Origin of the sequence: Gimesia sp. (assembly GCF_048262075.1) — a bacterium.
GTDB lineage: Bacteria > Planctomycetota > Planctomycetia > Planctomycetales > Planctomycetaceae > Gimesia.
Map to the genome: position 1 here is coordinate 297,557 of NZ_JBLXFK010000008.1, position 15,578 is coordinate 313,134.

Consider the following 15,578-nt stretch of genomic DNA (forward strand, 5'->3'; position numbering starts at 1 on the left):
AAACGTGAGGAGATAGACTTGAACCAGGATCAATATACTGGAAAGCATAAGGCAACTGCCGTTCGGACTGCTTTATTGCTTTTGATTGTTTCGGTTTGCATGGACGGGCTGTCTTCACAGAGCTACGCCTGGGATCAACTTCAGCCCAGCCAGTTGACCAGTGGCTCGCAGATGCGTCGCGCTTTTCGTTCTGTCGTTTCAACTCCGCGTTCCTGGACCGTCCGAGTCCGCTCCAACGGAAAAGAGACGTCATTAGGCGCCATTGTCGAGTCTGATGGTTGGATTTTGACCAAAGCCAGCCAACTGGAGGGGGAAGTTACCTGCGAATTATCGACGGCGGAACGTTATCCGGCTGAGATCGTTGGTGTGGATGGAAAGCTCGATCTGGCATTGATCAAAATTGATGCCAAAAATCTGCCGACGGTCAAATGGAAATCTGACAATGATCCACAGGTGGGACAGTGGCTTGTCACCCCCGGTTTAAGCATGTCTCCTGTAAGTGTCGGAGTGCTTAGTGTTGCCAGACGTAAAATCGAGCCGGCTCCCGGTGTCCTGGGAGTACAGATCGACGACGCTGAAGGTGGAGCCCTGGTGAAACATGTCATACGTGAAAGTGGTGCGGAAGAAGCAGGTTTGAAGCCAGGAGATGTGATCTTAAGCGTCGCTGGCGAAGAGATTGACAGTGCCCGCTCTCTTTCAAAATTTGTTCAGAAGTTTTTGCCCGGTGACCGGCTTCTTGTCAAGATCCTCCGGGAAAAAGAAGAGGTAAATGCTGTTGTAGTACTGACGGACCCTCAGATGCTGATTTATGATCGCCTGCGGGAAATGCAGAAAAAAATGGGGGGGGCTCTCAGCCGCCGGAAAACAGGATTCACCGAGGTCTTACAGCACGATACCGTGTTGCGACCGGAAGACTGTGGCGGCGTGATCGTCGATCTGCAGGGGAATGCAATTGGTTTGAATATTGCCCGTGCTGGCAGAACTAAATCGTTCGCTATCCCGGCCAATCACGTCGTTCCCATGATTCAGAAACTGAAACGGAAAGAATTTGCTCCCTATAATCCATTGAAGGATTCCAAGCAGCACACTGTCTCAGCGACCACGGCATCCTGATCGCGTTGAATTCGTGCGGAAACGCATTTGCTTCCGGAACGTTCTGATGGCAGATTCCTGGAGAACGCTGGTTCTGTTATGGTGGATACAGGCAGCTCCGCGGATACCAATGATGTCTGGTGCCAGCTCTGACAGGATCTCCAGATCCTGAATTCGCAGAGAACCAGCCAGCGCAAGCTTCAGTTGACTAGCTCTGGCCTGTTCGATGATCTCGCCGAGAGTTTCTGGCGTGAGCAGGTCCAATAGCCTGCCATGCTGTTTTGAGAAAGTGTCAATCAGCAGTCCAGCACACTGATTTTCGCACGCTGACTCCAGGACCTCGTGTGGTGAGAGGGAAGCCGCCCGATTCCAGTCAGCATAGGCAACCGCAATCCATTGGTGTGGATGTCCGCTACTCTCTTCAATCTGTTGTCTCAGGTTCTGCCAGTCTGAAACCCAGTCTCGGGATCCACTACAGTGAGAGAACCCTATTTTCAAATATTTAATCTCTGCAGGGATCTTCAGGGAGTTCTGTTCTGTACTCCATTCGTAAAGTTCCCCCAGCGCCATACTGAGAGGAATGTTCACGGAATGAAGCTGGCAGTAGTCTATCACAGCATTCAGTGTTGCATCGTCAACTCGCCCCAGTGCACCGCGACCGGGGTCTTTAAAGTCGAGGATTTCACAACCTCCTGCGATCGCAGGAGCTATTTCTTCACAGTCCCTGACACTGACCAGTAACTGTGTGTGCTGTGGATTCAATGCTGTGTCTTTCCTGAAATGGCTCAAAGGTAGAGTTTACTTCTCTGTTTTCGCTGCTGGCTGATGACGGAGCGCTTTGCCAGCCAGACTGCCTGTGGGAAACCCGGCATTGATAGCAGGGCTGCCATTCACAAACAAATAACGGATCCCTGCCGAATACTGGTGTGGATTGTCGAATGTGGCTTTGTCAATCAGGGTACCGGAATCAAAAACGACGAGATCAGCATACGCTCCCTTCCGTAGATAGCCTCTGTCCTTGAGCCCCAGAATATCAGCAGGGAGACCGGTCATGCTTCTTATGGCATGTTCCAGGGAAATTACTTTCTGCTGCAGCGCGTAATAACCCAGCTTACGGGGAAAAGTTCCATAGTTGCGGGGATGGGGGCGGTCCGATCCCGGCAGGTAAGCCCGACCATCAGAAGCGGTGGCCACCCAGTCGATTTTCATGATCTGGCGGACGTCGGCTTCATTCATACTGAAGTTAACAACAGAAGCACCCCCGTGTCGTGTGATCTCCAGCACAATGTCCAATACGCTTTTGTTTTCTTTTTCCGCAATTTGTGACAGATTTTTGCCCACCCAGTCGGGCCTGGTTGAATAGCGGGCGATGCGAACCGCTTTTCCCTTTTCGCGTTTTTCGATATTACTCTTGATGGCTTTAATGATTTTCTCTGAGGTTTCAGGCGCTTCCAGTCGGGCTACTAGCTCTTTGTTACTGCCAGCTCTGGCCCAGGCGGGGATTAACGTCGCACCCAGCGAAGTGCTGGAGGCAATATAGGGGTATTGATCGGCGGTGACTTTCTGCCCCTGTTTTCGGGCAGCATCAATCATTGCGGCAGCGCGAATGACAAGCCCCCAGGCATCCTGGCCACTGGATTTGAAGTGAGAAATGTGAACGGGCAGCTTTGCCTGCTGACCGATTTTCAGGGCCTCATCGACGGCTGCCAGTAATTCGGTACTTTCATTGCGTATGTGACTGGCATAGATTCCCTGATAGCGGGAGACAATTTTGGCCAGATCAACCAGTTCGTCTGTTTTTGCATAGGAGCTGGGGACATAGATCAGTCCGGTGGACATCCCCCAGGCACCATCCTGCATGGCTTTCTCAGCCAGTGCTTTCATCTTCTGCAGTTCTTCGGCTGTAGGCTCTCGCTGTCCTGAGCCCATAACTTCGTCACGCAGCGATCCTTGAGGAATCAGATGCAGTACATTCGTTCCGCTTCCCGCAGCATCGATGATACGGTAATATTCTTCTGTATCGACCGGGCCACTGCCACAATTTCCAGTTACAATTGTGGTGCATCCCTGGGTGACATAGTTCATGTTAGCCCGGGTTAAAGGCGAAATAATCTGCCGGTCACTGTGGTTATGCAGGTCGATAAAACCCGGAGCAATCGTTAGTCCACGACAGGGAATTATCTCTCTGGCAGTTCCCTTGATCTCGGGGCTGATTTGTACAATCCGGTCATCTTTGATTGCGACATCGCCAGTAAACCCCGGTTTACCTGAACCATCAACGATCGTTCCCCCTTTGAGCAGGATGTCAAACGAGGACTGTTCCTGGGAAAAAATGGCGTTAGACGGCGAGAAAGCGAAGAGAAACAGATAAAGGCAAATCTGCAGGCGAAGAGAGTGCATGCGATATAACCCCTTTGTGAATAACGAATTTATGGTGAGAATTCTCACTTTGTGAAGATTGAGCGTAGTATTTGGTAAAAGTATCGCTAAAACCGATCGGAACTACCAGTAAGAATGTACAATTCTGGCCTTTGCGTTACTAATCTATTGTTGATATATTTTGCGGCTTCTATAGTTGCCTGATGCGCTGTGAGGCGGTTTTTTGGCGAAACCCTCTGTTCCCTGTAAGGAACGTTTGAATATTAAGACGGTTTCCCGAGAGATTCATTGTGGGAAGAATTAAGAGTCATGAAACGAGAAGATGTGCGGAACATTGCGATTATCGCGCACGTGGACCATGGGAAAACGACACTGGTCGATGCCTTACTGCATCAAAGTGGCCATTTTCGTGATTCTCAATTAAAGGGCGACTGTATCCTGGATTCCAACGACCTGGAACGGGAACGAGGCATCACGATTCTGGCCAAGAACATCGCATTGATGTACAAGGGCGTCAAAGTCAATATCATCGATACGCCAGGCCACGCGGACTTTGGTGGCGAAGTAGAACGCGTGCTCCGAATGGCAGACGGCGTTTTAATTCTGGTCGATGCATTTGAAGGTCCTCGTCCACAGACCCGCTTTGTATTAAAAAAGGCGCTGGAATGTGGTTTGAAACCTCTGGTGGTCATCAACAAAATTGACCGTTCCGATTGCCGACCCGATCATGTCTTAAGTGAGATGTTCGACCTGTTTGTGGAACTGGAAGCAGACGACGAAACTCTCGACTTCCCTTATATCTACGCCAGTGCCCGCGAAGGTTTCGCGACACATGATCTGGATAATTTCGGCGACAGCATCCATCCGCTACTGGACATGGTTCTTGAAAATGTGCCTGCACCTGATGTCAATCAGGACGCACCACTGACGATGATGGTGACTACACTGGAATGGTCTGAATATGTAGGACGTGTTGCGACCGGTCGTATCAGCAGTGGAAAAGTTCGTACCGGCGAGCGCGTGACCCTCATCAAACGCAATGGGGACCATCTCAAGTGCACCGTCGACTCGGTAGAACTGTTTAATAACCTGGGGCGGGCTCCCGTCGATGAGGCATCTGCCGGTGATATTGTCGCATTGGTGGGTCTGGATAATCCGGAAATTGGTGATACCGTCGCCTGTGCGGAAAAGCCGCAGGCTCTGGTTCGCATTGATGTCGATGAGCCAACGTTGTCTATGTTGTTTACCATCAACAGTTCGCCTCTCGCGGGACAGGATGGAAAGTATGTGACGAGTCGCAACCTGCGTGATCGACTGATGCGAGAACTGGAATCAAATGTAGCCTTGCGTGTAGCCGAACGAGAAGATAAAGATTCGTTCTCTGTCTCTGGTCGTGGTATTCTGCATTTGTCCGTGTTGATCGAGCAGATGCGACGCGAAGGCTATGAACTGTCTGTAGGCAAACCGGAAGTCATTCGTAAGAAGATCGATGGAAAATGGCATGAACCGTTTGAGTCTCTGGAAGTCGACGCTCCATCAGAAGTGGTCGGTTCCGTGATGGAACTGGTCTGTGCCCGTCGCGGACAGATGATCGATATGACCTCTGGTGAAACCGGCATGTCTCATCTCAAGTTTTCCATTCCCGCACGTGGTCTGATTGGTCTGCGTACCCGTCTGTTGAATGCAACCCGCGGCGAAGCAATTATCAATCACCGTTTCGAAGCTTATAAAGTTTCCGAAGGAGAGGTTCCTCGCCGTGCGAATGGCGTGCTGATTTCGCAGGATAAAGGTCAGGCCGTTGGTTATGCCTTGTGGAAATTGCGTGATCGGGCTGAGTTCTTCGTTGGACCCGGTGCTGATGTTTATGAAGGGATGATTGTCGGAGAGAATGTCCGCAATAACGATCTGGTTGTGAATCCTATTCGCGGCAAGAAGCTGACCAACGTACGTGCCTCCGGTTCAGACGAGAACATGGTACTCAAGCCGCCTCGTGACATGAGCCTGGAATCGGCCCTGGAGTACATTGAGTACGATGAATACGTGGAAATTACTCCCAAGATCATTCGCTTGCGAAAGATTCATTTAACCGAGAATGAACGTAAGCGGAATCATCGAACTACGACTGCTGAATAAACTCGATGCAGACGCGCTGCTGTGAATCGTCCGGATTCACAGCAGCTGTCAGCGGTCCCATGTTTTGAGCTGTCCTACGAGTTCCAGCATTTCATTTCTGCGTTTCTCAAACATCCCGAACACAACCAGGATGCAGATCCCCAGGCCGATCCCGAATGCCCACCACGGCCAGACATGTCCCAGTGACTGGGATGCATGCCAGATCATGCTCACAATCGAGAGCACCAGAAATGACGACCCGGCATAAAGAAAAGCACGAACGCGAAACATCATACCGGCGAAGACACCGATCACTGACAGGCTGCAGAGGATCACGGGAGGCCACAGACTGTTGGCAACACCTACGATAAACATGTCTCCGGTCGAACTGATATAGATGGACATAGTGGCGAAATAACGAATCGCAGTCAGTTGCGTTTTACTGAGTTTCTCCCGATTCAGATGTGTGGCGATTAAAACTGAGAGAGCAGGGGGGATCAACCAGAGTTGAGGATGTTGAGTAAAGACCTGCCCCTGTTCCATCCAGAAGGCCCATAAGGCGCCATTGCCGGCGAGCGCTGCAAGCGTTGTATAGACGAATGACTTTCGCCATAAGCTCATTGTGACATATACGATTCCAATGAGTAACAGGATCATCGAATAGTCGCCCACGATCGGTGACTGCCCGTGAGAGGCAGCATGAATCCAGAAACTGAGCGCCGGCAGTAAGGGGAGAAATGTACCTGTTCGCTGCAGCGGTTCAGAGAGTACATTCAGACCGATGCGATCAAAAAATTCTCCCACTCCGGCACCTGCGAATGCGATGGCAATCACAATATAAGGCCAGAAAGGAAGCAGGTAACCGCGGAAGAGCTCGGGCATGGTCAGGTAAATGTGCAGGAACAGCAGCGCCAGTACGATTTCTGCTGCATACACATACCACATCCGTCGTTTCAGCGGTAATTGAAAGGAATCGTATTTGGGAATTGCTGCCATCAGAATCAGTGCCGCAGATAAGGCAACCAGAGTCAGCGAAACGACACCGATTCTGCCAGCTGTGAGCTGCAGAGGGATTCCAGCCAAATGAAACCCGACTTCTGATATCAGAATGGAGAAAAGAGAGGATCCCGCGATAGACAGAAATGTACGTGAATTGGTTCGGACGGCTTCAGACCAGTCTGGTGAGAGGAAAGTACATTTCACCTGGATCACAGTCAGGACCAGGCTCAAAATAGCAACCACTTCCAGCAGTCGAATCAGATGGTCGAGCCAGTAAAAGTTACCGTCTACAGGTAACAGGGCCCAGCCGGCATAAACAGAGCCAATTCCCAATGCCAGCAGGGTCCGTTTTTTGAATTTTTGCGAATACTCACTGAGATCAGTGAAAGAGTAAAAAGCGAAGCCCGTAATCAGAGTTCCCACAACAGACCACCACCGCAGGTCCTGCTCTTTAAATCGAAGTACACCAGGGAGCAATGCGAGGATAGAATAAACGGCAAGCAAGGTGACCGCGGAAGGCAGCCAGCGCCAGAACTGATTTGTTTGACTCGGAATCCCCAGTCGGTAGATGAAATCAATCCATACGCTGCGTAATCTCCACAGGATGCCGATCAAGCAGGCATAGCAGGAGACAGCCAGTCCGGAATGTTGCGCCAGCAGTCGAAGTTCTGTCTGGTCACTCAGGAAAGTACCGATATAACAGAGACCGATGACGAATAACGCCTGCAGGCTATAGCGGCTTTTCGGATCCCAGAGCAACCCGATCAACAGCAGCGTTACAGTCAGTAAAGCAGTCCAGCCAGCCAGGTCTCGAATAACGGGGACTTCGATATGTATCAGTACTGTTCTAGTGACTGCGATCAGGAATGTGTAAAACAGGATCATGCAGACCAGAATTCCTGAGATGATTTGTGGTAGACCAGGTGGTTTTACAGATGTGCTCTCCGAATTAGTACGAGTCATCTGGTACAGATCAAACGTCAGCCAGCAACCGGAAATGAGAGCAGCCGTCGAGATCATCCATCTGGTCAGGTCGAGTATCTGTTGAGCAGAAACGGAGCTGTCCTGGATATTCCAGGTGGCAGTCACAGAAAACAGGGTTCCCAGTAAGGCAATGATCAGGGAGGCATATTTGAGAAATTCTTTGCGAAGACAGATGCCCAGCAGGAAATAAACCAGCGTTCCAAAGCCGGCGATGGTCGTGGCAGGCAACGGTCTCAGTGAATCGGACCAGGCACCTCGGAACGCATACAGAATCAATGCGACGACCAGGATTTGGCACCAGTAGAAATGGCGGGTGACGCCTGGTTGTGAACCAGTCGCCTGGCTGATCTGACGATGTTTCATTATGAATCGCAGGGTGTGGAAACTGGCTATCAGAATCAGTCCCGCTTCCATCAGAAAATTGATTTTCCAGGCAGGCATGTCTGAGTACTGGCGGAATAAGATGGTCGTAAAGCCAATTAAAGCGAAAGCGAGGAACGTCATTCCGTTAGTAAGCAGACTACTGGCATAGCGTCGCGAAAACCACCAGAGAAAACCGGTTGCCAGACTGATTGATACAATAACGGTTCTCGGAATCTGCGGGAAGTATTTTTCCCATTCAAGTTGGGGGTTTGCCATGTTCATCAGGAATGGTAGCAGATAAGGTCCGACCATCAGGCAGAGCATACCGAGGGCATGGACTCGTATCAGGGGCCAGTGAACGGGAGACAGGGATTGTTGTGCTTTCCAATCAGGATTAATTCTCGGTTCCAGGGCAAGCCAGCCCAGTCCATATATTGCGAACGAGAGTCCCAGAGCTATTATAGTTCGTAGCCAGGCAGCAGATCCGAATGTGGAAATCGACTCGGTGAAGCTCATGATTGTTCCCGTGATCACAACCATAATCAGAAGATGGGAACCAATCAGCATCCAGCCGGCTGATCGAAAATGAATCGCATAGAAGATCACCGCGACCAGCAACAGCAGAAGAGGCATGCAGAAAGCCAGGATCGGAATGATCCGCTCTGAGAATGAAACGACTTGAGGGGCACGGGAAAATTCCAGCCAGTATCCAAAAATCTGGTAAAGGGTCAGTACCAGAAGTGGCAGGCAGGCACCCAGGATGCTGAGGTTACGCCAGGTGGGTTTGTCGGCCAGCAGTCGAGGCAAATATCGCAATCGAATTTCTTTAGCTCGCAGATAATTGAGAAGCGATTCTGATTTGATAATCAGCAGCATCATTGTCATGGCATATAGGCTCAACCCCCATCGCAAAGCATCCGCCGCACGATTCTGATCAATAAAATACCCGGCGATCAGGAAGGGGACCAGGTAGGTAATAAACAGGACCCCTAGCGCCGTTCCTGACTGGAAGCGACTGTTAAGGTAAGGCAGGCAGGCCACGATCAGCAATCCGAGACACAGCCAGCTCCAGAAGCTAAAGGCTTCGACTGCATGTTTGAGCTGAAAGCTGAAGAGAGACAGTTCCAGATCGAAAGATCTAAAGTTGGATACAATGGTCAACAGCAGCAGTCCCATGATCAATCCAGCTGGCGTGTGCAGTCGCTTCGGTTTCGGTTTGGTCAGGGCAATACTGATTAATACCATGATGTAGATGAAGAATCCCGCCAGAAAGGGAATCGCAAGCCGATGTACAGCTGAGAGTGCAGAAATATCTTTCAACTGATTCAGAATGGCTGGGAGCAGGGCGGCGCAAAGCACGAAGCCCGTGGCGATGATCGATCCAGCCAGCAATGTCGGCTGCAGGTTCATTCGAGCGCTGCGAGACAGTGCCCCTAGCATATTGCGGGAATACTTTTTCGAATGGATGGCTGATCCCACCAGAATCCAGATCACGACAGCAAGGATGTGAATCAGCCAGTAACGGGGATGCTCACGACCTGCGCCTTCCCAGAGGTTGTAATGTTCGCCAATGGCTGTCGCGGCATACAGGCTGCCGGCTGTTCCCGCGAACTGGGAACACAGAAACCAGAAGTCTGACTTCAAGATCAATGCCACGGAGATCCAGATCAGCATCAGCCAGAACGCATAAAGGGCATGCATTTCGGCAGGCATGATCTGTCCGAGAGTGTAGATGATGACAGGAATGGTAGAACATAAGGAACCGGAGACGATGGGTAATGTAAATGCATTTGACTTGACTGGAATCAGTGACCAGGCAGATTGTAGAGGATTTCTGTGGCGACACCAGTAATGAAGGGCTATCAGAAACAGTAAGCTTGTCGTAGCATGAATCAAACACCCCCAGACAAAGGGTGCCTCAGGTAACAGTTTAAAGTGGGATAGTCCGTCTCGAAAAGTCGTATTGAGGCAGAATGCATGCTGCAGTGTCAGAAAGCCGAGGAAAGAGGCAACTCCAGAGAGAGCCTTTCTTCGTACTTGCCAGTTGGCCAGCAGGAAGAATAACGTGTTCATCAGCAACGCGAGCGTAGACCAGTTTAAATCGGTCTGCGTTACAAATCCGGCGTAGGCTGCGATCATAGTCGAGAGGACTGAAAAACATCCTGCTGTGTACAGGAAGTAGCGGGCGTCTTCCTGTTTTCCACTTCGTTTCAGGAATGACGCTCCTGCAGTTGTCAGGATTGTAAAGACGGCAAACACGATGGAACTGCGTCCCAGCAGTAGCGAGTCGATCAACCTGGTCTGTGTGGTTCCTTCCCAGGTGATGGTACCAGTAAGTAGATGGAAACCCAGCAGGCCGGCAATGGCTGCGGAAATCAAAGCAGGGATGTGGCAGAGCGCAAAGCGTGCCTGGATGGCCAGGATCGACAGGCTGATGCAATTAACGATGCCCAGTACAACCAGGATGTCAACCCGGGGCCAGGAGATCGCAAAATTGATCAAGATCATCAAAGTAGAAAAGACGGCAATGGAAGAGCCGGTCAACGCCCAGTGGGGAGTATCGTCTCCGTTTTTTCTGTGATGCAGGATCAGCCCCAGGCCGAGCAGCAGAATTTCCATCAGGCTGAACAGTGGGGTCAGGCAGGAAAACGTTTCGAGGCGATTCGTCGTATTCCAGACCAACAGCCAGCAGGGGGCCAGCACAGCGAAGACTGACAGGCCTCCGAGTGTTACCAGTTCCCGAGCTCGAGAATCTGTGATCTTATCCCACTTCAATGTCTGCTTGAGGATCAGAGTCAATCCGATGATAAAACATCCTGCAGGCAGGATTGCCAGTAGATTTGTCTGCAGAAATGAAGGATTGTTTGATGCGATTCGTGAAATAATCAGCTGTCCTGCTGATGTTCCCAGTACAATCACCAGTAAAGGAAGTCGACCAAAACTGACGAGGATGCGGCTGGCCGAACTGACCATCCAACCAAAGGCAGCAAAGCCGATACTGATAGCCAGAATAAAAAGCGGGTCGGTTGCTGGTCGATGATCGGAGAGGCGAATACCGGCCAGAAAGTTAAGCGGAACGAGTAGGACGGTGATCAACAACAGGCCGCGACTCGTGGATTCCAGTTTCCAGCGTTTGAAAGTATACAGGCCTGCTCCATGGATGGCAGCCGTTGCCAGCAGGAAGAGCAAAGCAGGCAGATAAGGGATCTGGTTTTTAAGTGTCGACCAGAGGCTCACGACGAGGCCGATAGCACTTCCTACAATCAGCAGCCCACTGACCAGTTCTCCCCAGCGAATATTTTTATCCTCCATGAACGCGTTTAACAGAGAACCAATAGCCTGTTTATCTGCCGGGGGGGTGATACTTTCACGTTGAGGGGACGGTTTTGCTGTCGGAAGCGTGAAACGTTTCGGTCTGGTTTGGATCGCCGATTCTTCCAGGAAATCACTCTCATCCAGAAAATCAGAGATTTCTTCAGCTGGGGATTGAGATTCCACTGGAGTAGAAGGGGGGAATTCAGTCTCTGTTTCAGTGGTAGAAATTATCGGTTGGGGTGAAGGATTGTGCTCAGGGCGCGTCGGGGAAATAAATTCCTCGGTAGTGTATTTAAGCAGTTTCTGAAAATCCTGTTCCGGGATTTTTCCTTCATAATACAGACGTCGCAGATAACGTTGTGTAGTCTGTCGATCCTGATTGAATGTGTTTTTTGAAGAGGATTCTACAGCGGAAGCGATTCGTTCTTCATCGCTTAGGGAATTCAGCAGCGAAGAGGATCTAAAGAGTGCAGCGACAAAGACCCAGATACCATGTCCTACCACGGTAATGATCAGCAGGATGATCATCAAACCAATAAAAATGCCGAGGTATGCGATACCAGCCATGCTGCTGCTTTCTAAAGTTGATGAGCGTCATGAATCATCGAAGTCATACTTATTTAAACAGGCGTCAGCTTTTCCAATATATCACTTTCAATCTCTGTTTTAGTCTGAAATATCTCAACTTTATTTTACTAACTTCCAAAATGACAATGGATTAGATCAATTCCAACTGCTTTATGGTATTAATTCATACCTGCTGAAATTCTGTATTAAAAAACAGAAATTCGTGTTCCCTCATCCAGTATGCGAACTGGTTGTGGTTTTTGTTGCAGTTTTCCCCACTGTCGCCTGGTAGAGGGGGTTAATCGGGTAATGGCATAAAACGAGTCGAGCCAGTGATTGCGGGCAGTCATCCTGCTGAGTTCAGGCAGTTCCCAATGGGAAAGAATTGTTTTCCAGAGATGGACACGCTGAGAATAGCGATAGTGGATCGGATCGAACCCATACCATTCCTGCGACGCAGCTACGACCGAGATCTGATCCTGGTCTGCAAATGCTGACAGGCTCTGGTTCAATTCGCGGACTTTCTCTTTAAGATCGGCCAGTGATGCTGGATTGTTGGGAAAAAATAGTCGCCGCGTCAGCTCAAAACGCCAGGATGAAAGCCGCGCGAGACTTTCTTCCGGCAGCAGGGTAATTGTGATCTGGGCCTGATGTTCCCTTAGTTGTTGAATACTCTGTGCAACCCAACTCAGAATCGTTTCAGTAGATTGGCCGTAAATCAGGTCATTGCCGATATCGGTTAATAATGCCAGGGGAGTGGTCTTGCCGTTGAGTGCGAGCGGGAATGCGTCCCAGAGTTCGCAGCGGGTAATGCCGGGCAAGGCGCGGTAAAGAACGCGGCTCCAGTTGCCATAGGATCGCCCATGTCCCATCGCAGTATAGATATCTAAAGGGGATTGCAGGGAAGATTGCAGCAGTCGCAGGATGAGTGGGAAGTCGCGAGTCAGATTACTGGCCCCCAGTAAAATGATGGGGGGGCTCGTGTGGGAAATCTCGTGTAATTCAGGAGGTGGCATTTTCGGTTAATACCTGTCATGCATAATAGATTTGTATATCCAAGGTCGGAGAGTTATTTTAATACAATCTATTTGTTCGGCTAGACTGTGTCCAGTTTTACTGTAGCGTCTCCAGGTCCATTTGGACCGAGTATATTAGAATGATAGACGCAATGGTTAAAACTGATGCGCTCCAGGCTGATTATCGGGAGCGGGATCTTAACTGGACCCGGAAGGCGTAAACTGAGAGGGATTCAGGCCAAATAAAAAAGCGATACTGTGTTAACAGTATCGCTTTGGGAAAATCAATATTTTAGACTGCGTTCAGTTTTACTGAAGCGTCTCCAGGTCCATTTGAACCGAGTATAATAGATCGAGAGACGCTATGGTTAAATGTGATTCGCTCTAGAAGACTGGCGAAGAGCTATTCTTCGTCTGCTTCTTCAGTTTCTTCTTCTGCAGCAGAAGCAGAGAAGCTGGAGCAGACCGAACGTGCCACTGCAGAGATTTTATTTTCTTCCTGAGGTTTCATTTCGGTGTCGGTGTATTCTGCTTTTTCCAGAATGACATCAACGGCTTTACGCTCACGCAGCTGTGCTTCCAGGTTTTCGATCATGCCGGATTTGACCATGCGGGCCCGAATTCGACGTGGGCTCTCACCCTGCTGCATTGCCATGTAGTAAATTTCCATGTCAATTTCCGAAGGCTGTACTTCGAGGTTTTCTGTGGTCGCAATTTTATCGAGCACAAAATGTTCTTTCAGAGCCTGGCGAGTTGAAGAAATTGCTTTCTGCCGCAATTCATTTTCGCGAGCCTGAATGTCCTGACGAGAAAATCCAGCCTGTTGCATTTCCAGAATTTCACGACGCAGTGCATTTTCAACCTGCTTGGAGACAAGTGTTTCCGGCAGATCCCAATCGGCGGATTCTGTAATCTTATCCAGAACCTGAGAACGGGTTGACTGACGCTGTTCGTAAGTCAGCTGGCGTTCCAGAATGTTCTTCACTTCTTCCCGCAGTTCTTCTTCTGATTCGGCACCAATACGCTCCAGTAATTCTTCATTGATTTCCGGAGTTTGAATGTACTTGACACTCTTGACAGTAAACAGGGCTTTTACTTTTTCGCCCCGCATCTCGATCTGGTCTGCTTCGCCGGAAATTTCGACTTCCGATTCGCGGGTGTCGCCAGTCTTGACGCCAGTCATCAACTCACCAAAGTTAGTCATTTCAGCATCCTGCAGACGTAATACAGGACGCAGCGGGACAACGAGCTCGGCGATTTCGCTGAGGTGTTTGCCATCGTGTTCAAATTTGATAGCAAGCTCAAGATAATCTTCTTTTTCTGCGGCACCTTTGCGCTCTTCCATTTCGCCGTATTGGCCGAGGAAGCGAGTCAGGTACTCGTCAACGTCTTTATCTGCTATCTCACGTGCAGGACGTTCCAGTTTCAGACCTTTGTATTCCGGAAGCTTGAAATCAGGTCGGACTTCCACTTCGAATTCGAATGTAAATTCGCCGTCTTCGGGGATTTCCAGGCTCTCAATATCAATTGTCGGCTCATTGATTGGATCAAGATCGTTATCTTCTGCGATCAGTTCCAGGCTTTCCATTAATACGCGTTGCTTAACCTGGTCAGAAAGTTCCTGACGAAAGCGTTTTTCAATCAGCTTGGTTGGCACATGGCCTACGCGGAAACCGGGGACCGTCGCCTGGCCACCTAACTCGGAGACAGACTCAGAGTAAAAATGGTCAATATCAGTGCGGGGAACCGTTACGGTTACATGTTTCTTACAGGGACCAACCTCATCGATTTTGGCGGTCACGGACATCTTGTACTCGCCATCCGCTGAGACGGTTTCTTCTGTTGTTGCGAGTTCGTCAGACACGGTCCAATCCTTTTCTTTTACTTGAGTGTGGGATACAGCAATGGGGCATTACCTAAAATCGGCACTCAATCTGAGAGTGGCAGCAGCCAGCTGCGACGTTGAATATTGGGTGATACTACTGAAAGTATTAAAAGCCCCGCATTCAAATAAGATGGGGGCTCGGTTTCTGTCCCTGAGATTCTGCATGCGAAAAAAAGAGCGGGTGAAGGGATTTGAACCCTCGACAGCCACGTTGGCAACGTGGTGCTCTACCACTGAGCTACACCCGCAAGTCGGCCTGTACCTGTTCTTAAGTGACATTGTCACCCTCGACAGCAATACGTGCTTCCTGTGCCTCAGATTATGTCTTGTTATCCGCTGAGGTCAAGAGTACGAGCGGAAGTAAATCGTGGATATCAGACACTTTTTTGAATTTTTACGTTGAAATGATACCCGCGACAGTCCATTCAATCGGACTCTGACACTTGAATTAATTATAAGGTCTCCTCTCACAGGTGATTGCAGGCAACTGGTATCGATGTTGCCGATTCGCCCCGTGTTGCCTTACTGCATCTTTGTCTTAACTAAATACCTTAAAACAGGTTACGTGGAGTCTGCGGTTTTAGGTCCCAGGCGTGTTGCTTTTTTACCTCAAGTGGTTGTACCCCGTTTCAGAGTGGTGCCGAAAATATTCTAACTGGTCTGATATTTCTATCTCCCTTTACGACAAGTACTTACGATTCTGATTCTGAACAGTTTGTAAAAAAAGATTTACGGTTTGGCCCCTTTGGTATTCAGCTTGCTTTACATCCCTTTATCAACTTGGAAACACAAACAACTCGATGCAAACTTTTCATAACAACTTTGGAGACTACCACGATGAAAAACATTCTTAACCAACTGATCAA

7 protein-coding genes and 1 tRNA gene are annotated in these 15,578 nt (G+C 49.6%); 2 read left to right on the forward strand and 6 right to left on the reverse strand.

Features of this window, described 5'->3' with window-relative positions; genetic code table 11:
* Positions 1–18: 18 nt before the first annotated feature.
* Positions 19–1,113, forward strand: a complete 1,095-nt coding sequence (locus tag ACN0YH_RS17405; protein WP_417380849.1) for a S1C family serine protease — start codon at positions 19–21, stop codon at positions 1,111–1,113.
* On the opposite strand, the gene ACN0YH_RS17410 is transcribed toward ACN0YH_RS17405, so the two are convergent.
* Complete coding sequence (locus ACN0YH_RS17410; protein ID WP_417380850.1) at positions 1,093–1,854, reverse strand: (5-formylfuran-3-yl)methyl phosphate synthase; 762 nt, start codon at positions 1,852–1,854, stop codon at positions 1,093–1,095. The two genes, ACN0YH_RS17405 and ACN0YH_RS17410, sit on opposite strands and share 21 nt — an antisense overlap.
* A 36-nt stretch (positions 1,855–1,890) precedes the next feature.
* The gene (locus ACN0YH_RS17415) at positions 1,891–3,492 is read right to left on the reverse strand and encodes an N-acyl-D-amino-acid deacylase family protein (protein WP_417380851.1); all 1,602 of its coding nucleotides are present in this window, start codon (positions 3,490–3,492) and stop codon (positions 1,891–1,893) included.
* Between the two features lie 288 nt (positions 3,493–3,780).
* Between ACN0YH_RS17415 and typA the strand changes: the two genes are divergently transcribed.
* The gene (gene typA, locus ACN0YH_RS17420) at positions 3,781–5,604 is read left to right on the forward strand and encodes a translational GTPase TypA (protein WP_417380852.1); all 1,824 of its coding nucleotides are present in this window, start codon (positions 3,781–3,783) and stop codon (positions 5,602–5,604) included.
* Between the two features lie 48 nt (positions 5,605–5,652).
* Here typA and ACN0YH_RS17425 read toward each other — a convergent pair whose 3' ends face one another.
* From ACN0YH_RS17425 to ACN0YH_RS17440, 4 genes are all read right to left on the reverse strand, one after another.
* Positions 5,653–11,811, reverse strand: a complete 6,159-nt coding sequence (locus ACN0YH_RS17425) for a hypothetical protein (RefSeq protein WP_417380853.1) — start codon at positions 11,809–11,811, stop codon at positions 5,653–5,655.
* 206 nt (positions 11,812–12,017) lie between these two features.
* The gene (locus ACN0YH_RS17430) at positions 12,018–12,827 is read right to left on the reverse strand and encodes an SGNH/GDSL hydrolase family protein (RefSeq protein WP_417380854.1); all 810 of its coding nucleotides are present in this window, start codon (positions 12,825–12,827) and stop codon (positions 12,018–12,020) included.
* Between the two features lie 403 nt (positions 12,828–13,230).
* Positions 13,231–14,691: a trigger factor gene (tig, locus tag ACN0YH_RS17435; RefSeq protein WP_417380855.1), complete on the reverse strand. Its 1,461-nt coding sequence runs from the start codon at positions 14,689–14,691 to the stop codon at positions 13,231–13,233.
* Between the two features lie 197 nt (positions 14,692–14,888).
* A tRNA-Gly gene (locus ACN0YH_RS17440) sits at positions 14,889–14,960 on the reverse strand.
* Between the last annotated feature and the right edge of the window lie 618 nt (positions 14,961–15,578).